The organism is Pedosphaera parvula Ellin514 (assembly GCF_000172555.1).
Classification (GTDB): Bacteria; Verrucomicrobiota; Verrucomicrobiia; order Limisphaerales; family Pedosphaeraceae; genus Pedosphaera.
Genome location: NZ_ABOX02000007.1, coordinates 31,186 through 51,473 on the forward strand (window position 1 = coordinate 31,186; position 20,288 = coordinate 51,473).

Below are 20,288 nucleotides of genomic sequence, written 5' to 3' on the forward strand. Positions count from 1 at the left end.
CTTTTCATATTTGCTGCGGCCCTAAACCCTCCAAAAGCTAACTCATAACCTGCTTTGCCCGATTGGAAATTGGCCATTACCGTCGGATTCAGCGCCTCGCAGGCGATTGTACGAATAGTTGGGGTAACCTCCCTCTTCACCTGCATTGGTTAATGATCAACACCCAGCAGAACATTGTTGGCCGCCTTGCTTTGTTTTCCAACCGTTGCTTTCTTCTCAAGAATCTGGGTACGATCACGAATGAGCATATCAATGTTCTGTGAATCGACCACATAAACCCACCGCGCCAGCAAAAGTTCCTTCGCGAGCTTGTTTTGAAGCCTGTTTGTTTTCTCCCGAAATTCTTCGTCCAATGTTTTCTTTTCCTCAGCCGTTTCATTCCTGCCAACTGTGCGTTCCGCAGAAATATCCGCCGCAACGTTTACGGTCATGTGATAATTTCCATTTGGATTTCGATCACCTATTTTGAGCGTGTAGGAGAAGTTGTCGAACGTTTGGATTGTCAGCACGACTGGATTTTTCAAACTTATTTGTGAGGCGACCGTATTGGGAATGACATCCGTGAAGCGGAGAAAACCAATCATTTCGACGGTTTGCGAGATTGTGTTCGCATCCAATACCTCTTCAGAACCGGATTTGTTATCGGCAAGGGTCCACGGACCTGACTGGGTTTCGCGCGAGACGCTCCAGGAATTGGCCATGTTTTGAGATACCGAGGAAATAAAACGAATACGTTCTATTTTAAAGAAATCCCTGCTTAGCCACGATTCGGGATCTGGCGTGGCACTGGAAAGTTCATTTGAGATCAGCAGAACGGTCTCGGAATCCTTGGGCAAAAGGATATAACAGCCATCGAACAAGCCATGCAGCCCAAAAGGCACTCCTTTTTCTTCAGGGCGCAAGTGCCTTTTGCCCACGAGCAGGGCTTCAATGAGCTTCCCCTGTCTGTCTTTAAATTCAAGCAGTGTGCCGCTGCCAGCTCCTTTGCCAGGTTCGTCCAACTCCACTTGAGGAAGCTCCGAATGTACAAACGTCTCGGCCTGCACCACCTTGATATCTCTTATTTTAATCAGCAAATCTTTAATTTGCTGGTAATTCGCCACGTAATCATTGCGCTCCCGTACGCACCAGATTCCGTTTGTATTAACCACATTAAAATCGGAGCCACCCTTGCCTTTGACGTGAATGACGGCGACATCATTTATTTTGAAATCCTTCAGCACTTTGTCACCCATCCTGGCCTCTCGAACGGTCCAGGATTCCCTCTTTTGATTCAGTAAGATCAGGCCAGCGCTGCCAATGATGGCCAACGCAATCAGGACAAATATGAATTGCTTGCGATTCATTTAACACCTCTTCGTTTGGGTTTGATGAGGGCCAGGCCAAGCCCTGAAATCGCCACCACAATTGGCATTGTCCCGATATTCATGACTTTGGTCCAAAACTCCAAAGCTTCCGTGTCCTTGCTCAATTTCTTACGCACCAGCTTCAAATCCTTGCTCACTTCCACCAGGGATTGCTGATATTTCTCCAACTCCTGCTCCTGTGCAGGTGATAGAATGATGCTTTGGTCCTGACTCCCTTCCTTGTGATTTCGCAGATCTTTGATCCTCTGCTCGGTTTCTCTCTGCTTGGTTTCCAGGATTTGAACCTTTTCCTCCCATTGTTTACCGGCCTTGGCTTGCATATCTTTGACCCGCGTAAAGGGACGGCTCATGCTGGCGCGGCTCCGTGAACTGATTAAATCATCGTCGCCTGCAAATTGTTCCACCAGACTTTGGATAAAGTTAAGGTTGCCATTCATGGACTGCACAGTGCGGTGTCCCATCGCATTCTGAACTCTCACGCACACCTTATCGTTCAACATGTCAGTATCCGCCACCAGAATTACATCACCCCTGCCTTTCGACTCTTTCAACTGGCTGACGTTTGGAGACTTTTCCTTTTCGTCATTGCTTTTGGGTTTCCCATCCGGAAAAGCAGTTTTGAATTTTCCCGTCAACTGAATGGCAAGCGGGTATTGCACATTCGAAGGTTTGAAATTCCTCAGGATTTGCTCACTGGCAGCAGTTGAGATCATGCTGTCTACCAACTCTGAATTGGGAGAGCATTTGACCAGGACAGTTTCCTTGAGTCCCTCCGCAGGTTTGCCCATAAACGCACCGGCAAATGGCAAAACGAGATTATCAATCTGACTGGTGGCAACGTCATTTTCATTAATTCCCGACCGTGTGACCAACAGCAGTGTTGGCATGGTATCACCACTTTGCAAATTGCGGCTGGCGAACGATGTGTCGGCTGCCACCCTGTTGACATCCATTTCGAGGCCCCATGCCTTGAGCAGTTTATCCAGTGAAGACTGGGCTGCATTGTCACCTGCCATGGTAAAGTTTTGATTTCGATCATGCTTTTGATCGAAGTAGGCATGGGGATCCAGGAATGCGAGTAACTTCCCACCACGCAGCACAAACTGATCAATGGCATATTGTGCCGTGTCGGAAATATCCACTGGATGCGCCACTAAAAGAACGTTGATGTCATCATCGATATTCGAGGCAGTTAGAGGGACATCCTTGATGGTAAAGTCTTTTTTTAATTCCGTGACAAAGGCCCATTCCTCCGCGCGAGCTTCTCCCGGGTGCATCAGCATGCTGGGTTGCTCGCCATATACTGGCAGCCCTGTCATTATACCAATCACCGGCCGTTTACGATTCGCCACCCGGCCGATGGCGCGGGAAATGTCGTATTCCAGCAATCGTTCCCGCTCTGGCGGCAACCATGGCAGCGCGAATTTCTCATCGAACATGCTGGCCACCATGCCCAGGTAAATCTTGGCACTGCCAAACGGACCCGTCGCACGGCCTTCGACACCGTTAAGTCGCGCCGAATCTTCAGCATCTGAATCCGGCTTGGGATCAAACTTTTGAATAACCAATTTATCCTTGGCCTGCTGTTTATACTCGCCCAACAGATCCTCGATATGTCGAGCATAAGTCCTTAGGGCCGGTGGCATGGCGTTATCGGCCTGCGTGCAATAAAAGCGGAGGGTAACGTGCGAGTTGAGCTTGCCGATAATGTTCTTCGTGCCCGATGAAAGCGTGTGAGCTTTATCCGCCGTGACATCAACACGAACTTTGACCGCGCTGGTAATTATGTAAGCCGCAACCATGACCACAAACATGGCCGCAACACCGGCAGTGGAGTAGAGTGCAGCTTCGAAGCCTTTTTGCTTCCGAATTTTGTCCATGGAAACTGCCCGGTGACTGCGAATGATTACCCCGTTGGTGAACAGCGCGAAACCGATGATCAGCAAAAAGAAAATCACGTTTCGCGAGTCCAACATTCCCGTTGTGAATGGTTGAAAATGAGTCATTACACTCAAAGAGGAAACGAGATCCACCAACCACGGCTTATCCATCCGGGTGAGCAAATTTGTCACCGGCGGAAATCCACACAATACAAGAAACAGGCAAATGACGACCGAAACGATAAAGCTCACAACCTGGTTACGTGTCATGGCCGAGGTCATGCAACTTATTGCCAGATAAGTTCCAGCCATTAGGAAGCTGCCGACGTACGCAGCAATAATCACCCCATTATCGGGTGATCCGAGGTAATTAACGGTAATGATGACCGGAAAGGTCAGTGCCAATGCAAGCCCCAGAAAAATCCAGGATGCCAGAAATTTCCCGAGGATGGCCTGCCAGATGGTAACTGGCTTCGTTAGCAGGAGCTCGATCGTACCGACACGCCGCTCCTCTGCCCAAAGCCTCATTCCCACGCAGGGAACAAGGAATAGGTAAAGCCACGGGTGCCACGTAAAAAAGGAATCCAGATTGGCCTGGCCGCTCTCGAAAAACCTGCCGACCGTGAAGGTGAAAAAACCCGTCAATAGCAAAAAGATGACAATGAAGACATAGGCGACGGGTGAAGAAAAATATCCGCCCAGTTCGCGTTTTGTTATGGCTCTGATGTTCGCGACGGAGTTCATTTGGCTTTTTCTTTCGCGGTGTCAGGCATTGTAATGTTGCGGAAAACTTCATCCAACCGGCCTTCTTCGGTGTGCAATTCCTCAACCTGCCAGCCATTGGCCGCGGTTAGCACGTTGCGGACGAGTTCGCCATTTCGGTTTTCCGAGCTGGGATAGACACGCGCCCAGACTTCGCCGTTTTCCTCTTTGACGATAACCGCCTTGCGAGCGTTGGGAATGCTGGAAAGCCGCTCCGTCAATTGCGCGCCCGAAACACCGCGGACGGCCAGCAGAACCGCCCCGCCAAACTCGGATTTTCGTTTCAATTCCTGTGGCGTGCCGTTGGCCACGATCTGCCCCCGGTCAATTATGATCGCGCGCGAACAAACAGCTTCCACTTCCTCCAGGATATGAGTGGAAAAAATAATCGCCTTTCGCTCACCCATCCGCCGGATCAAACCGCGGATTTCGTGCTTCTGGTTCGGATCCAACCCATCGGTCGGTTCATCCAACACCAATACGTCGGGATCATGGATGATCGCCTGGGCAAAACAAGTGCGATGGCGATATCCTTTGGAAAGCGTGTCAACACTTTGATATAGCACCGATTCAAGAAAGCACATTTCAACGACACGATTAACCGCCTTTTTTCGATCATCCCCCCGCAATCCGCTCAGCTCTGCGCAGAAGCCCAGAAAACTTCGGACCGTCATATCCACATAGACCGGGGCGCTTTCAGGAAGATAGCCGATCAGCCGTTTGACTGGAATCGGATCTGTCGTCACGTCATAGCCACCAACGCTGACCTTGCCACCGGAGGGCGCGATGAAACCTGTGATCATGCGCATGGTGGTCGACTTGCCAGCACCGTTAGGTCCCAGAAAACCCAACACCTCTCCCCGCTCAACACTGAAAGAAACGTCGTTTACGGCGAGTTTTAGGCCGAACGCTTTAGTGAGGTTTTCGGCTTTTATCATTTGGCAGGATTAGAGGATGAATTTTGCCCTTCCAGCCCCTCCAGTCCGTGCCCCACGGTTCCAGTACCGATCCGGGGATCGCCCGGCTGCGCAATGGCAACCAGTTCCAGTTCGTAAATAAGGGTCGAGTCCGGGCCAATACTTAACGCCGCCTCTCCTTCGTTGCCATAGCCAAGGTTGGCAGGCACAAAAACTTCCCACTTCGATCCTACTTTCATCCTTTGCAAAGCCTCCTGCACCCCCTGAATTCCACCGTTACTTCGGGTCGGAAAATGCTCTTTACTGTCAAAGATCATGCCGTCAATTAACTTTCCTCGAAGTTTAACGAGCAAGAGGTCGTTAGTTGTCGGAATTTTACCGTTACCCGTTTGAATAATCCGGTACTGCAAGCCATCTGGCAGCACCTTGATCCCTGGAGCTTTGGCGTTTTTGGCGAGAAATGCTTCGCCAGCCTCTCTGTTCTTTTTTGACTGTTTAGCTGCTGTGTAGGCTTCTGCCTTCATGAAAAGCGACTCGATTTCGGATTCCTGGATTTTAGTCGGCTTTCCGGTCATTACATCCTTGAGGCCTTGGGCAAGGGCGTCAACGTCTATATCTGCGCCAACGCGTTTGAGTTGTTCACCCTTTCTCACCCCCAACGCATAGCTGATTTTCTCCCGGCCTTTTACAGTCTGCGTGGCAACGGCCAATCCATTTGCCCGCGCCTGATTGAGAGCGTCAGTAATCTCAGAGTCTTTAAATTGGCTGGGCTTTCCCAGTAATATATCCTTGAGGGCTCGGGCAGCCACATCGGTATCCACATCCGCGCCAGCGGGCTTGAGCTCCAAGCCCATTTGCATCCCCAGAGCATAACTGACTTTTTCCTTGTCTGGCGGCGCAATCGGCGTTGTGGCGGGAGCAAGCTCCTCAGCCATGGTTGAAAATGCCATGAATGCGACTAGGATTATCGCTTTTGATAACTTCAACTTCATAGTGGTCGTGTTGGTATTATTTCAGTATCCCCATCAAAGGGTCAATTATCATTTTCTCGTGCCCCTTCTCCTTTTACAGGAGAACTGACCGCTTGTTGCAAAGATCCGCGCAACTCTTAGCAAAGTTGCGCGGATTTGAATTCATTTGAAAAGGAGATTTAATTCCGGACTTTCAGGCCCGGCTCCCTGGCTTACAGCCCTTGATAGGCGATCAGCTCAGAGAGGGACAGAGGATAGGCATCCAGGTCCACGTTGCCGGAGATGCCGCAAATGGCGCCCGTGGAGCTGACCTGCCAGTAGGTCCAGTTATTACCAGTGCCAGGACCCCAGGCATTGCAGCTGGTGCAGCAGGTCCAGGGATGGCCGGTATACAGATTCCCGCCATTGTAGTTGGCGATCCAGGCCGACAAGGTGATGCCGGTATTCAGATCACAGGCGCCAGTGCCGGCGCTGCAATAGATGACGGGATGCATGAAGGTCGTTTTCTTGGCCTTGACGTCAGCGGACCAGGCGTTAAACCAGGCGGTGTAGGTGGTGGCGCCGACATGGCCGCCGAAGACCTCAAAATCCGCCATCGGATAGAGGGACTTGCCATCGGTAGTGATCTTGGATCCGGCAAAGGCCCAGAAATAATTAGCCTCGGTGGCAGGACTGATCTGGTCAGGGCGGCAGAAATCATAAGCGCCCATTTGCAGACCAGCGGCCTTGCCGTTGCTCATGTCGGAGTTGTAGACGGAGTCCTGATAATAATTGCCTTCGGTGGCTTTGACGAAGGCATACTTTGGTCCGCAACCAGCAACGCTTGTCCAGTTGGGTGAGCCTTGATAGCTCGAGACGTCGATGCCGAGCAGGTTGTTCGCCTGCGCGCTTTGTGACCCGACGGACATGGCCACTGCAGCGGCCAGCGCGAGTGATGATTTCATCACAGTGGTTTTTAGTGAGGCTTTCATTCTTTGTTCTGCTTTCTTTGTTGCAGGAGGCTTTTTGTTGAGGTCGTGAAATCTCCCTGCTCCTGCCTTTGATACGGGATTGCACGTTTGAACCGATGAGTTCAAATCATCAAAAATCACACTTGAAAAAGAGGCCACCATATTTTTTGAAATAAAAAACGGTGCAAACTACTGGTCAACTGGTTTTCGTTTGAACAGCGGATGGACTTGCGGGAGGGCTGGCCGCACAACCCGCAAAATATTAAGTTTGGTTTATGACACGGAAACGTCTCGCAACCTAAGTTTTCTGGCTGACATTTTTGAGTGTTATGCTTCCAAGCAAAGGGCATAAGGAGAACGTCTTTATAGATGCGCCTTACGGCTTGGTAGAATTAAGTTGAAAATTAAAGTAGCTGACAATTTCGGTCAATAATTTAGAACCTACATGTTCATGTAGCATTAAATAAAAACTCTCCAAGTTTGGGACGGGAATTCGTGGGGTGATGGTGTAGCGGATGCCACACCGGGCTTTCTTGCACTGTTGTAGCTGCTGATTTTTCAAGCCATCACTTGTTACTCCTGCCGCATACAGGTTACTTTATTTAACAGGAGAAACCGCCCGCCCCTGCATCGGTCGGGCAAGGCAACAGCAGCGCGAAGCTTCGTTTGACCGAGCCACCACCCCGAGTTGGCCGGCCATCAGATGTTATCAGGGATGGGCGCCATTGGCATCAGCGCCATGGGTGCCGGGGTCACCATACATTTGCAGCACACGAAAGATGGGGCCCACCTCCACATTGGTGCCCAACTGATTGGCTGAAGCCATGTCCAACGCTTCCTGCGCCGCATTCAGGATCTGGTCGCGAAACTGACCGGGCGACTGCTGCTCCAGATTTTTGGCCAACTCCAGCACCTCGGAAGGCACGGCCGTGGTCTGGAGCGTCTGCAGCGTGGCGGCCTGGGCTTCAGGGCCGCCGATTTGCTTGAGCGTATCGATCAGACTCGCGCGCAGGGAGGAGTAACCCAGTTGATCCCCGCCGGCCATCTCGGCGTAGTCGGCATTGGCATTCTTATTGAGGGAATCCTGGATGGCGGGCACGGCCGATGCGCCTTGCTGCACCAACTCCGCCAAAATCTCTTTGAATCGCTCCGCCTGCTCCTTCGTGATCGGGCCGCGGGTGCCGCTCAGTTCGGTCAGTTCATCCACCAGTTGAGCGGGACTGCGGGGTTCCGGCTGAACCGCCATGGCCGGGGCAGGAACTGCCACCGGGGATGGCGCCGGGAAATTCGCCCAACTGGGCGTCGCTTTGAGGGCCGGATGGGTTTTGACTTCCGGCACGGAGGCCACCGGAGCCAGCGGTTCGGGTTTGGGGGCGCTGGTGAATGATTTGAAAGCCAGAATAACACCAATGATGACAACTGCAAAAAGGATGGCACCCGGCAGGACGCCACTGCGCGCTGGTTGGGTTTTTGACGGGGAATTACGCGAACCGGAGGAGTTGGGAGTTCCGTTCATAGCCAGGTAATTTAATGAAGTTCAAAGAAAAGGCGAGCAGGAAAAGACATGCCATCACTCGGCACTGGTGTCAATTTATCGCAAAGATCCGCGCAACTCTTAGCAAAGTTGCGCGGATTTGAATTCATGTAGAAGGGAGATTAACTCCAGATTTCCCTACCTTCCGTCTTAGCTTACAGCCCTTGATAGGCGATCAGCTCAGAGAGAGAGAGGGGATAAGCATCCAAGTCGCAGTTGCCGGAGATGCCGCAAATGGCGCCCGTGGAGCTCACCTGCCAGTAGGTCCAGTTATTACCTGTGCCAGGAGCCCAGGCATTGCAGCCGGTGCAGCAGGTCCAGGGATGGCCGGTATACAGATTCCCGCCATTGTAGTTCGCGATCCAAGCCGAGAGGTAGATGCCCGTATTCAGATCGCAGGCGCCAGTGCCGGCGCTGCAATAGATGACGGGATGCATGAAGGTCGTTTTCTTGGCCTTGACGTCAGAGGACCAGGCGTTGAACCAGGCGGTGTAGGTGGTGGCGCCGACATGGCCGCCGAAGACCTCAAAATCCGCCATCGGATAGAGGGACTTGCCATCGGTAGTGATCTTGGATCCGGCAAAGGCCCAGAAATAATTGGCCTCGGTGGCAGGACTGAGCTGGTCAGGGCGGCAGAAGTCATAGGCGCCCATTTGCAGACCGGCAGCCTTGCCGTTGCTCATGTCGGAGTTGTAGCTGGCGTCCTGATAATAATTGCCTTCGGTGGCTTTGGCGAAGGCATACTTTGGTCCGCAACCAGCAACGCTTGTCCAGTTGGGGGAACCTTGATAGTGCGAGACGTCAATGCCGAGCAGGTTGTTCGCCTGCGCGCTTTGTGACCCGACGGACAGTGCCAATGCGGCAGCCAGTCCGAGTGATGATTTCATCACAATGCTTTTTAGTGAGGCTTTCATGGTATCTTCCACTTTCTCTTTTTGCAGGAGGCTTTTGGTTGAGGTCGTGAAATCTCCCTGCTCCTGCCTTTGATACGAGATTGCACGTTTGAACCGATGAGTTCAAATCATCAAAAATCACACTTGAAAGAGAGGCCACCATATTTTTTGAAATAAAAAACGGTGCAAACTACTGGTCAACTAGATTTCGTTTGAACGGCGAATGGATTTACGGAACGGCTCACCGCACAACCCGCAAAATATTAAGTCTGGTTTACGACACGGAAACGTCTTGCAACCGGGGTTTTCTGGATAGCATCTGCGACTTTTTTTCCCAAGCAAGGGGCATAAGGAGAATGTCTTTACAGATGCGCCTTACGGCTTGGTAGAATTAATTTTGAAATTAAAGCAGCCGGCAATTTCGGTCAATAATTTAGAAACTACATATTCATGTAACACCAGATAAAACCATCCAAATTAGGAAGAGAATTTAAGGAAGCGAGCCTGTGCGAGGTTGTGCTGGGAGTTGAAAATGGGAATCCGAACATTTTCGGCAACCCAATGCCAACAGAAGTAAAACTTGTGGCGGGTATTGATGTAAAATTCTCAAGAGTTCAAAAAAGGCAGGCACAAAATGCGATTTCAAAAATTCCAAACTATCACTAAAGAATGAATCGCCAAACGTTTTATCTCCTTTTACAAAGAAATACATTCATTCTCCTGAGCGTGAAATGAGCCACCACCCCGAGTTGGCCGCCCATCAGATATTATCAGGGATGGGCGCCATTGGCATCAGCGCCATGAGTGCCGGGGTCACCATACATTTGCAGCACACGAAAGATGGGGCCCACCTCCACATTGGTGCCCAACTGATTGGCTGAAGCCATGTCCAACGCTTCCTGCGCCGCATTCAGGATCTGGTCGCGAAACTGACCGGGCGACTGCTGCTCCAGATTTTTGGCCAACTCCAGCACCTCGGAAGGCACGGCCGTGGTCTGGAGCGTCTGCAGCGTGGCGGCCTGGGCTTCAGGGCCGCCGATTTGCTTGAGCGTATCGATCAGACTCGCGCGCAGGGAGGAGTAACCCAGTTGATCCCCGCCGGCCATCTCGGCGTAGTCGGCATTGGCATTCTTATTGAGGGAATCCTGGATGGCGGGCACGGCCGATGCGCCTTGCTGCACCAACTCCGCCAAAATCTCTTTGAATCGCTCCGCCTGCTCCTTCGTGATCGGGCCGCGGGTGCCGCTCAGTTCGGTCAGTTCATCCACCAGTTGAGCGGGACTGCGGGGTTCCGGCTGAACCGCCATGGCCGGGGCAGGAACTGCCACCGGGGATGGCGCCGGGAAATTCGCCCAACTGGGCGTCGCTTTGAGGGCCGGATGGGTTTTGACTTCCGGCACGGAGGCCACCGGAGACACCGGTTCGGGTTTGCGGGCGCTGGTGAATGATTTGAAAGCCAGAATAACACCGATGATGACAACTGCAAAAAGGATGGCACCCGGCAGGACGCCACTGCGGGCTGGTTGGGTTTTTGACGGGGAATTACGCGAACCGGAGGAGTTGGGAGTTCCGTTCATAGCCAGGTAATATAATGAAGTTCAAAGAAAAGGCGAGCAGGAAAAGACAGGCCATCACTCGGCACTGGTGTCATTTTATCGCAAAGATCCGCGCAACTTTTGGTAAAGTTGCGCGGATGTGAATTCATTTGAAAAGGAGATTTAATTCCGGGCTTTCAGGCCCGGCTCCTTAACTTACAATCCCTGATAGGAGATCAGCTCAGCGAGGGACAGCGGATAGGCATCCAAGTCCACGTTGCCGGAGATGCCGCAAATGGCGCCCGTGGAGCTCACCTGCCAGTAGGTCCAGTTATTACCTGTGCCAGGAGCCCAGGCATTGCAGCCGGTGCAGCAGGTCCAGGGATGGCCGGTATACAGATTCCCGCCATTGTAGTTGGCGATCCAGGCCGACAAGGTGATGCCGGTATTCAGATCACAGGCGCCAGTGCCGGCGCTGCAATAGATGACGGGATGCATGAAGGTCGTTTTCTTGGCCTTGACGTCAGCGGACCAGTCGTTAAACCAGGCCGTGTAGGTGGTGGTGCCGACATGGCCGCCGAAGACCTCAAAATCCGCCATCGGATAGAGGGACTTGCCATCAGTGGTGATCTTGGATCCGGCAAAGGCCCAGAAATAATTGGCCTCGGTGGCAGGACTGATCTGGTCGGGGCGGCAGAAATCATAAGCGCCCATTTGCAGACCAGCGGCCTTGCCGTTGCTCATGTCGGAGTTGTAGACGGAGTCCTGGTAATAATTGCCTTCGGTGGCTTTGACGAAGGCATACTTTGGTCCGCAACCGGCAACGCTTGTCCAGTTGGGTGAGCCTTGATAGCTCGAGACGTCGATGCCGAGCAGGTTGTTCGCTTGTGCGCTTTCCAACCCGACGGACATGGCCACGGCAGCAGCCAGGGCGAGTGATGATTTCATCATGGTTTTCATGGTTTACTTAGTACTTTTCTGTCAACTAGCTTGCGGAAGCATCGATTTGCTATACCTGAAATCTCCCGATGCTCCCGCGATTGTGGAAGATTCCAGATTCTGAACTGATTTGTTTCAGATTCTAAAAGCATGATATGGAAATGAGGCAGCATAGACCGTGTGCAGTCCCCTCTTCCAGCGGAGACCACAACTGCCCCGAAACAGGATGTACGCGTACCGTTTTTTACGTCCAGTACACTTTATAAAGACAAATGCCAATCACTCTCGATTACGACCCAAGCTTCTGCAAAACACAGGCCATCCAACAAAGAACTTCAGCTTCAAGAGCAAGGGGCACTCATCCCACTCGCATTAATTTTTTTTGACACCAAAACCAACTGCACTGCCAGTCATTCTATTCTTCTGTTTTTCGAATGCAGGCAGGTCGAACCAGGGAAAATTTATTGACCGAAATTGGTGATTTTTACGCTTCCAATTGAAAATTGTAAGTTGCACGCAACGAGTTGGAATTTCTGTCGGCCACGGTAGATTAATGCAGAACTGCTGTCAATCGGAAGAGCGGCTACATGTTCATGTGATGCCGGTCGAAAGTCAGAATTTTGGAAATGTTTTCATAGGTAAATGCAGGTGATTCGCCAGGCGCCAGCGGCAACAAACGAATGAAGCTGATGGTCACGGCAGTTGCAATGCCATCAATTCATTATTGATCGGGGACACACTGCAATTCGTCGTCAGACTTATATATTCGTGCCGTGATGCGATTAACTCGAACAATTTGGTTGCCCACATAGCCCCACTCCTCATCCAAGCATCGCGTTCAAAAGAGACCAACGCAGATTGATTTTGCTGGCATACACCTGGCTGGTTGCTTAATATGGCTCCAGTAACGCTGTCCAACCTCCTATGAAAAAACCATTCTTAATGGCAGCATTTAGCCTGGCTGCATTAGCGGGTACTCTTGGCACGATAGGTAATCTCAAAGCTGCCGAATCCGAAGCTCCTTCCCTAAGGTCTTCGAGCCTTGCTTCACTGATCAAAGGAATTCCAGAAATTCAATTTGAAACAAATTTCGTCGATCTTGGAAAAACATCCGGCGGGGAAACTATAACCGGCGTGTTCAAATTTAAAAACGTTGGGGGTGGCACCTTAAAAGTGGAACCTCCAGTGCCAAGTTGTGACTGTACCGATTCAAAAGTAAGGCCGGACACGCTTGCGCCTGGCGAAAGCGGGGAAGTCACATATACGATCAAGTTGGATCATGCACTTAATGGGCAAAGGTACATTAGTGTGCGTTCCAACGATCCTAAAACACCGCTTGTTCAGCTTACGATGCAAATAGACTATACCCCGCTTTACCAACTCACCCCAAAAGCACTGGTGATGGTGTTACCAGCAGGAAAAGATGAAGCCCAAGGAAGCTTCATGATCACTCGCACAGATAATAAGCCTTTGCAAATTGACCGGGTAACCAGTTCCGAGAAATGGATCAGCGCAACATTAGCCCCTTCCACCAACCAACAAGCGAACTCGAATCGAATCCGGGTTACTCTTCACCGTCCGCCAGGTCCGCCTGCACTGTTCAAGGCCGCGATCCAAATGTGGAGTAGCAGTCAGCCGGATCAAGCACTTCAAACCATGTCGATGTCGGGTGAAATCCTGGGAGAGCTGGCCGCCGTTCCACCGAGGTTTTACTGGGTCTTGCCCGATTTTGGAAAAGATAAATCAAAATATCCGGACGAAGCTCTCACCAAAAAGGTGGAATTGACTTCCGTGCTGGGTCATGAAGTCGAACTTAAAAACGCCTCCAGTAACATCAAGGGCTTGAGTGTGCAAATTACGCCCAAGGGCGCCGGAAAAAAGTTCGAGATGATTCTCAAATTTGATGAATTGCCCCAGGAATTCATTAACGGGAAAGTCACGGTCGAGACCTCTTTGGCCTCGCTTCCCAAAATGGAGATACCGATTACAATCAGCGTGCCCCAGTGACATGCTGAATTCTTGACTTGTTGCACATCACCGATTCCCGTTCCAGTGTCTTGACATTAATCATTGGCCAGTTAGGTTTCCGCCTTTATGAGCGGTCGATATGTGTATTCGGCCGCGTGAGAACCTAAACTGCTGCATCACTGTCATTAAAACATCTTCAGAGAACAAATCGACGGCCCGGAACGAAGGCTTGAGCGAAAAACTGCGAGCCGCGACCGAATTACTGGAAGCCGTTTCGGCTGATCGTACTCTCCTGTCCCAAATGTCCAGGGAGGACAGGGCACGGCTGTTACAAGCTGCTGGCCGGGTCTATTCGCCGGACGTTAGCGAACGGCGTCGCCTCAACAAGGCGCAGCAACGCCAGCGGAAAGCCGAGAAATTGGAACGTGATCAGGAAGTGCTGGCAGTTACCGGCATTCGCGAATTGCGGCGCAAGCCGGTTTTCACCACGCCCAATCCGCTGCCGCCAGCGAGCGTTGAACAGAACGAGGTGAAAGATCCGGATTTCCGCGAGGTTGTGGAGCCGCAAAACTGTTACATCTGCAAACGCGACTATTCCCAGATTCATCATTTCTACGACCAGTTGTGCCCACCGTGCGCGGAAGTGAATTATCGCAAGCGCACTGAGCTGGCTGACTTGAGCGGACGCGTGGCGCTGTTGACCGGTGGCCGGGTTAAGATCGGTTACCAGGCAGGCATCAAATTGTTGCGCGCGGGAGCGCAACTGATCGTCACCACCCGTTTTCCCCGTGACTCAGCGGCCCGATATGCGCAGGAACCGGATTTTGCCCAGTGGGGACATCGATTGGAAATCTTCGGCCTCGATTTGCGCCACACTCCTTCGATTGAAGCGTTTTGTTGCCACCTGCTGGCGACACGCGAGCGGTTGGATTTTATCATCAGCAATGCCTGCCAGACGGTGCGACGCCCGCCCGATTTCTATCGTCACATGATGGAGCAGGAAACGGCTGCGCTACGGGATCTTCCGGTTCATGCCCAGCGACTGTTGGGTGCTTACGAGGGATTGCGTGGTTATCGATTGTTGCCCGAAGGCGATGGCACGGCTGCGTTGACGGATCAACCGCTTACAGCAGTGGCCGGACTGACTCATGCCGCTGCCCTCTCGCAACTGCCACTTCTGCCGGATGAACTGAAAGCTCAAAAAGATTTATTCCCCGAAGGCCGGCTGGATCAGGATTTACAACAGGTTGATTTGCGCGAGCGGAATTCCTGGCGCTTTACTCTCTCAGAGGTGCCGACGGTGGAATTGCTGGAAACACAATTGGTCAATAGCGTCGCTCCATTTTTGCTTAATGCCCGATTGAAACCGCTGATGCTCCGAACGCCGGAACGGGACAAGCACATCGTCAATGTGTCAGCGGTGGAGGGACAGTTCTATCGCAAGTTCAAAACCACCCGGCATCCGCATACGAACATGGCCAAGGCCGCGCTCAATATGATGACCCGCACCTCAGCAGCGGATTATCACGCGGATGGGATTCATATGAACAGCGTGGATACCGGTTGGGTTTCTGACGAAGATCCGGCAGCCATTGCGGCCCGCAAGACCCGCGACCACCGCTTTCACCCGCCGCTGGATATCGTGGACGGCGCGGCGCGTATTGTGGATCCGATCATTAGTGGCTTCAACACCGGCACACATGTCTGGGGACAGTTTTTGAAAGATTATCAGCCTACGGATTGGTAGGTTTATTGCGCCCCCATCTCACGAAGAGTCTGTGCGGCTTTCGCATTCTGATTTGCAGCGGCGCGTTTTAGACCGGATACCACGGCATTTCGTACGCTCTGATTGGTGGTGGTTGATAGGTTAATCAACGCATCAATCGCCGTTGAGTTTCCTGATTCGGCTGCGTTTCCCAGCCCATTTGCAGCCAAAAACCAGAGCGGTTGGGCATTGCCATCCATGGCAACGGCAGCAATCGCTTCAATCGCCTTTTCATTCCCACTATCCGCTGCAGGTTTTAAGGCTGATAAAGTGCTGCTGAGAGGTATATTGATATTGAACCTTTTCGGATCGATCAGCAGATCCACAAGCCCTTCGTGCCCATGACCCGTCAGATCGCCGATCGAGCTTATGGCATTCCCTTTTAGATAATCGATCTGAATTGCTCGACCGAAAGCTTTGAGGGCATTTTCGTTACCTTTGGCGGCTTCTTCTCCCAAAATATCGAACGCGGAGTGCAGTGGTGCGAATAGTTGTCGGGAAAAATCGCCACGCTCCTGGTCAGTTTTTAAGGTCGGGACTTTGGCATTAAACTCTTGATGCAGGGTCGCGGAAAGCTCTGTCAATTTTCCCAATGCGGTCGGATCACCTTGCGCGACTCCCTCTGCCAATCGTCGGGCAAGCACTTCTTGCTCAGAAAACGGAGATGTATTTAGCAAAGCTTGAGTCGGAGCCGTCTGTGCTTCCAATGGCTTCTGGAGTGCCAATTGTTTTCGCAGTTGGCTTAATTCGTTGTTAAGCCTGACCTTTTCGGTTCGGAGTTGCTCCAATTCGTGAGTTTCAATTTGATTGAAGCCGGGCTTGGCTTCAGGCGCGCGCACGACCTTAACTGCCTGATGCTCCCTCAATATGTCGACTTGCCGATTCTGACTGGCAATTTGATACCATTGCACGGCGACAACTGCAGCGACGGCGACGCTGGCCGCGATTTTTATTTTTGTCCATGCCATAACTTTTAAGGTTCCTTTCACCAAGGTTATTAGCGAGGAGGCGAGACCTGGTCCGCTGAAGGCCGCTGCAGTTACTGAAGTCAGAAGCCCGGCAGGCGCGGCGTGAACAGCATTGGCCGAAATCATTGCGGTTATTGCCACAGCCGAAAGCACCACGCCGCGTTTGGCAAAAAGCCGTCGCAATTTATCCACGGCTCGAGAAACTCGCTTTTGTGCGGTATCGGTATCCACTCCCAAGGCAATTCCCACATCCCTGAGGGGCTTTTGCTCGAAAAATCGCAACACCAATGCGTCGCGATCTTTCTGGCAAAGTTGAGATATGGCCTCATCCAAAAATGAAGCCATCTCTTCCCACTCAGGATTCGATGCGGGTTCCCGCTGGATCATGGTTTCCATGTGAGCCTCATTTTCGCGCTGAATTCGCCGGCAGATGGTTCTCAACTCGGCGGTTGCCGCGTAACGAACCGTCTTTAGGAGCCAACCGGGAAGAATCGTTCCTTGTCGAATGGTGCCGGCTTTTTGAGCCAGTATGATAAAAGTTGCCTGGGTGATTTCCTCGGCCAAATGCGGATTGCGCACCTGACGCATGGCGGCGGAGTAAACGAGATTGAGATGACGGGCGACGAGCACCTCAAAGGCCTTTTCAGATCTTTGGCTTACGTACTCCTGCAAAATTCCCATGTCGTCCAATGCCATTCCACTGGTATATGACCACCAAAGGCAGAATCCGACATTATTTCTTTGGGTAGCCACTCTTTTTCAAAGCAGTCTCGTCCATTCACCATTGAAGATAAAGTGACAGAAGATAGTCCGCGAAAATTATGGAAGTTGCGTGAGGAGGTCGTCCCTTTGAAATGAACCAGCCTCGCGGGGAAATAGAGGTTAATCCTGTCTGCCAAAGCGCGGAAGTTTGTTGTTGCGTTGCAGCGTGGATTGGGGTGTCGTAGGTGGTATGAATCTCAGATGGTGCAAAGCGAATTGGGTTGTGCTGTGTCTTGGTGTTGTGACGGCATCAGCGGCAATGCTGTCGGGGCGGGTTTATGCGGAATCGCCGGGTGAGGAGATGGCTTCGGCGGCGAATAATTTTTTGAGTGCGTTGACGCCGGAGCAACGGCAGAAGGCGACGTACGAATTCAAGGATGAGGAGCGGTTCGATTGGCATTTCATTCCGAAGCCGAGAAAGGGTTTACCGTTCAAGGAGATGACAGCGGGGCAGCAGAAGCTGGCGCATGCGTTGTTGAGCAGCGGGTTGAGCCAAAAGGGTTATGCCAAGGCGGAGACGATCATGAGCCTGGACGAAATTTTGGCAGCCATTGAAAAAGGCAAAGGGCCGACGCGGGATTCGGATTTGTACTTCTTTACGATCTTTGGGATTCCAGCAGTGCATGTGGTTTCGGCGGAAACAGGCTCGGTGAATCCGACAAAGAAGTCAGGAGCAGCGGACGCAGAGGCATGGGGTTGGCGGGTTGAGGGTCATCATCTGGCGCTAAACTTTGTGGTGCGTGGAGACAAGGTGTTATCAGCAACGCCGACGTTCATGGGATCGAATCCGGCGGAGGTGAAGGATGGGCCGCGGAAGGGTTTGCGATTGCTCGGGCGCGAGGAAGATTTGGGTCGCGAGTTGGTGAAGTGTCTGAATGAAGACCAACGCAAGGTGGCGATATTTTCAGAGACGGCCCCGAAGGAGATCATCACGGGTAATTCGCGCAAGGTGGATCCATTGAAGCCGGAGGGTTTGGCGGCAGGCAAGATGACGAAGGCGCAACGGGAGATTTTGACGACGCTGGTGAAGGAGTATGCGCAACGGCATCGCGCGGAGGTGGCGGACGAGGATTTGAAGAAGATCGACAAGGCGGGTTGGAACCAGGTGCACTTCGCGTGGGCTGGTGGGCTGGAGCTGGGTGCCGGGCATTATTATCGGGTGCAGGGGCCGACGTTTTTGATGGAGTATGATGACACGCAAAACAACGCGAATCACATTCATACAGTGTGGCGTGATTTTGCGAATGATTTCGGGGATGATGTGCTGAAGAGGCATTATGAGGAAGTGAAACACTAAAGGCAACGACACCAGAGTGAACAGGAGGAAACAGAGATAACGGTGTATCCTTTCTCTCAGTTCTCTCCGTTTGCTTCTGTTCAACTGCGTGGTTACGGCCAAGTGCGAAAAGCCTTTCAACCGCTAATTGACAGGACCAATCCCGATTAAATAGGGCTTGGGTGGTGATGGACAGGCCATCACGAATCTGGGGCTTCCCGGAGTTTTTCGCGACTATAGCAGAAAATTGCTACACAGAAGACAAGAATTGTGGAGTTGCCTTCGCAAGATTTCCAAGTTGAATTTAACAATATGCTTTAATCCAAGGATTCTGGCCGCTATCTTTTCGAAAAATTTAACCCTTTAGGGAATGAAAAGCATAGTCATCATCGGCGGCGGATTCAGTGGCACCACCACAGCAATCAATCTGGCCAGATTGAGCGCCACACCGCTACAGATCACCATCGTTAGTAACAACCGCCTGCCGTGCCGAGGAATTGCCTATAGCACACGGAACTCCAGTCATCTCCTCAACGTCGTGGCGCGTAACATGTCGGCGCTGGCGGATCAACCCAATCATTTTGTCGAATGGCTCAGCACGCGCTCCGAGTATCTGGATGAGCCGCTTCCGAAGCTGAGGGAAAAGTTTGTGCCCCGCAAGGTATATGGAGACTATCTCCACTGCCTTTTCCAGTGGTATTTCGGCACATTCGCCGAAGAAAAAAAGATGAAGCTGGAGACCGTCCATGATGAAGCCAGGGACATCTTAATCAAAGATCAACGTGCAAAAGTCATCCTAACCGGGGGTCGGGTTGTTTCGGCAGACAAGGTGGTTTTGGCTGTGGGAAACCAGGCACCCGCTGATTTTCGTCTGCGCGGTTTGGATGTCCGAAGCCTGAAATATATTGGGAATCCATGGATTGGCTGGGAGACCAGGCTGCCGTCCAGCGACCAGGATGTATTACTGATTGGTACTGGTCTGACGATGGTGGATACGTTTCTTACTTTGCGCGACCTTGGATGGAAGGGAAAGATTTTTGCCGTCTCGCGCAATGGGCTGCTGCCGCTTTCTCATTTCAAAGGCTTTGACTATCCGGAGCTTTTGGATGATGAAAATGCCACGATCGAGTTCCGGAAGATTTTTTCCATTTTTAAACAACATTATCGGACGACCTTGAACTCGAATCTTAACCCAGCCATCCTGGTGGATAAGCTTCGGCCTTTTACACAACGCATCTGGCAAAATTTTTCGGTGTTCGAGAAAAAGCAATTCAACCGCCGTTTCCGCACTCAATGGAATGTGATGCGACATCGCATCGCCCCGGAGATTCACCGTCAATTGCGCGAGGCAATCACGCAGAAGCAGCTGGAAGTCATCAAGGGAAGATTGTGTGAGTGCGTGGAGTCCAAGGAGAAAATGAAGATCCGTGTGGAAGGCAAACACGCCAAACGAGTGATCGAAGTCGGAGCCGTGATTAATTGCACGGGGCCGCAGGAAAGTTATGTTCCATCGGAATCCAAATTATTTAAAAACCTTTTCTTCCATGGACTGGTTCAGCCTGATGAGATGAACATGGGCATCAAGGTCGCCCCGAGTTTTTCTGTCATTGACCGCGGGGGTAACACCTCGGAAATCCTGTTTGCCATGGGGGCGCTCTTAAAGGGAACCTTGTGGGAGAGCACTGCGGTGCCCGAGCTCCGTACCCAGGCTTTTCGCATCGCTGAAACCATCGCTGAAAGAAGCCATTCGTCGGAAATCGTGGAGGACGTGCTCGAATATTCCATTTAATAATTCAAGCGA

General features: G+C 51.7%; 14 protein-coding genes. 4 read left to right on the plus strand and 10 right to left on the minus strand.

From position 1 onward, the window contains the following. Positions 1–149: 149 nt before the first annotated feature. The 9 genes from CFLAV_RS07200 to CFLAV_RS07245 form a co-directional block, all read right to left on the minus strand. Complete coding sequence (locus CFLAV_RS07200) at positions 150–1,346, minus strand: DUF4340 domain-containing protein (RefSeq protein WP_007413998.1); 1,197 nt, start codon at positions 1,344–1,346, stop codon at positions 150–152. After that, positions 1,343–3,991, minus strand: a complete 2,649-nt coding sequence (locus CFLAV_RS33960; RefSeq protein WP_007413999.1) for a Gldg family protein — start codon at positions 3,989–3,991, stop codon at positions 1,343–1,345. Before CFLAV_RS33960 ends, CFLAV_RS07200 begins: the two co-directional genes overlap by 4 nt. Then, on the minus strand, positions 3,988–4,947 hold the full coding sequence (locus CFLAV_RS07210) for an ABC transporter ATP-binding protein (RefSeq protein WP_007414000.1): 960 nt from the start codon (positions 4,945–4,947) through the stop codon (positions 3,988–3,990). Before CFLAV_RS07210 ends, CFLAV_RS33960 begins: the two co-directional genes overlap by 4 nt. Then, positions 4,944–5,918, minus strand: a complete 975-nt coding sequence (locus CFLAV_RS32005) for an FKBP-type peptidyl-prolyl cis-trans isomerase N-terminal domain-containing protein (protein ID WP_007414001.1) — start codon at positions 5,916–5,918, stop codon at positions 4,944–4,946. Before CFLAV_RS32005 ends, CFLAV_RS07210 begins: the two co-directional genes overlap by 4 nt. Before the next feature lie 191 nt (positions 5,919–6,109). Further along, the gene (locus tag CFLAV_RS07220) at positions 6,110–6,868 is read right to left on the minus strand and encodes a glycoside hydrolase family 25 protein (RefSeq protein WP_007414002.1); all 759 of its coding nucleotides are present in this window, start codon (positions 6,866–6,868) and stop codon (positions 6,110–6,112) included. Between the two features lie 688 nt (positions 6,869–7,556). Continuing rightward, the gene (locus CFLAV_RS07225) at positions 7,557–8,363 is read right to left on the minus strand and encodes a hypothetical protein (protein WP_007414003.1); all 807 of its coding nucleotides are present in this window, start codon (positions 8,361–8,363) and stop codon (positions 7,557–7,559) included. A gap of 173 nt (positions 8,364–8,536) precedes the next feature. Then, the gene (locus CFLAV_RS07230) at positions 8,537–9,295 is read right to left on the minus strand and encodes a glycoside hydrolase family 25 protein (RefSeq protein WP_007414004.1); all 759 of its coding nucleotides are present in this window, start codon (positions 9,293–9,295) and stop codon (positions 8,537–8,539) included. Between the two features lie 749 nt (positions 9,296–10,044). Continuing rightward, entirely contained in the window at positions 10,045–10,851 is an 807-nt protein-coding gene (locus CFLAV_RS07240) for a hypothetical protein (RefSeq protein ID WP_007414006.1), read from the minus strand. Between the two features lie 174 nt (positions 10,852–11,025). Further along, positions 11,026–11,769, minus strand: coding sequence for a glycoside hydrolase family 25 protein (locus tag CFLAV_RS07245; protein ID WP_007414007.1), 744 nt, complete (start codon positions 11,767–11,769; stop codon positions 11,026–11,028). Between the two features lie 903 nt (positions 11,770–12,672). Between CFLAV_RS07245 and CFLAV_RS07250 the strand changes: the two genes are divergently transcribed. Both CFLAV_RS07250 and CFLAV_RS07255 read left to right on the plus strand, forming a co-directional pair. Beyond that, the gene (locus CFLAV_RS07250; protein ID WP_007414009.1) at positions 12,673–13,755 is read left to right on the plus strand and encodes a DUF1573 domain-containing protein; all 1,083 of its coding nucleotides are present in this window, start codon (positions 12,673–12,675) and stop codon (positions 13,753–13,755) included. A 100-nt stretch (positions 13,756–13,855) separates the two neighbouring features. Next, the gene (locus CFLAV_RS07255; protein ID WP_007414010.1) at positions 13,856–15,463 is read left to right on the plus strand and encodes an SDR family oxidoreductase; all 1,608 of its coding nucleotides are present in this window, start codon (positions 13,856–13,858) and stop codon (positions 15,461–15,463) included. Positions 15,464–15,465: 2 nt separating this feature from the next. On the opposite strand, the gene CFLAV_RS07260 is transcribed toward CFLAV_RS07255, so the two are convergent. Continuing rightward, positions 15,466–17,202, minus strand: coding sequence for an RNA polymerase sigma factor (locus CFLAV_RS07260; protein WP_083808797.1), 1,737 nt, complete (start codon positions 17,200–17,202; stop codon positions 15,466–15,468). Between the two features lie 199 nt (positions 17,203–17,401). Between CFLAV_RS07260 and CFLAV_RS07265 the strand changes: the two genes are divergently transcribed. Both CFLAV_RS07265 and CFLAV_RS07270 read left to right on the plus strand, forming a co-directional pair. Beyond that, complete coding sequence (locus tag CFLAV_RS07265; protein ID WP_007414012.1) at positions 17,402–18,508, plus strand: DUF3500 domain-containing protein; 1,107 nt, start codon at positions 17,402–17,404, stop codon at positions 18,506–18,508. Positions 18,509–18,857: 349 nt separating this feature from the next. After that, complete coding sequence (locus CFLAV_RS07270; protein WP_007414013.1) at positions 18,858–20,276, plus strand: FAD/NAD(P)-binding protein; 1,419 nt, start codon at positions 18,858–18,860, stop codon at positions 20,274–20,276. The last annotated feature ends 12 nt before the right edge of the window (positions 20,277–20,288 follow it).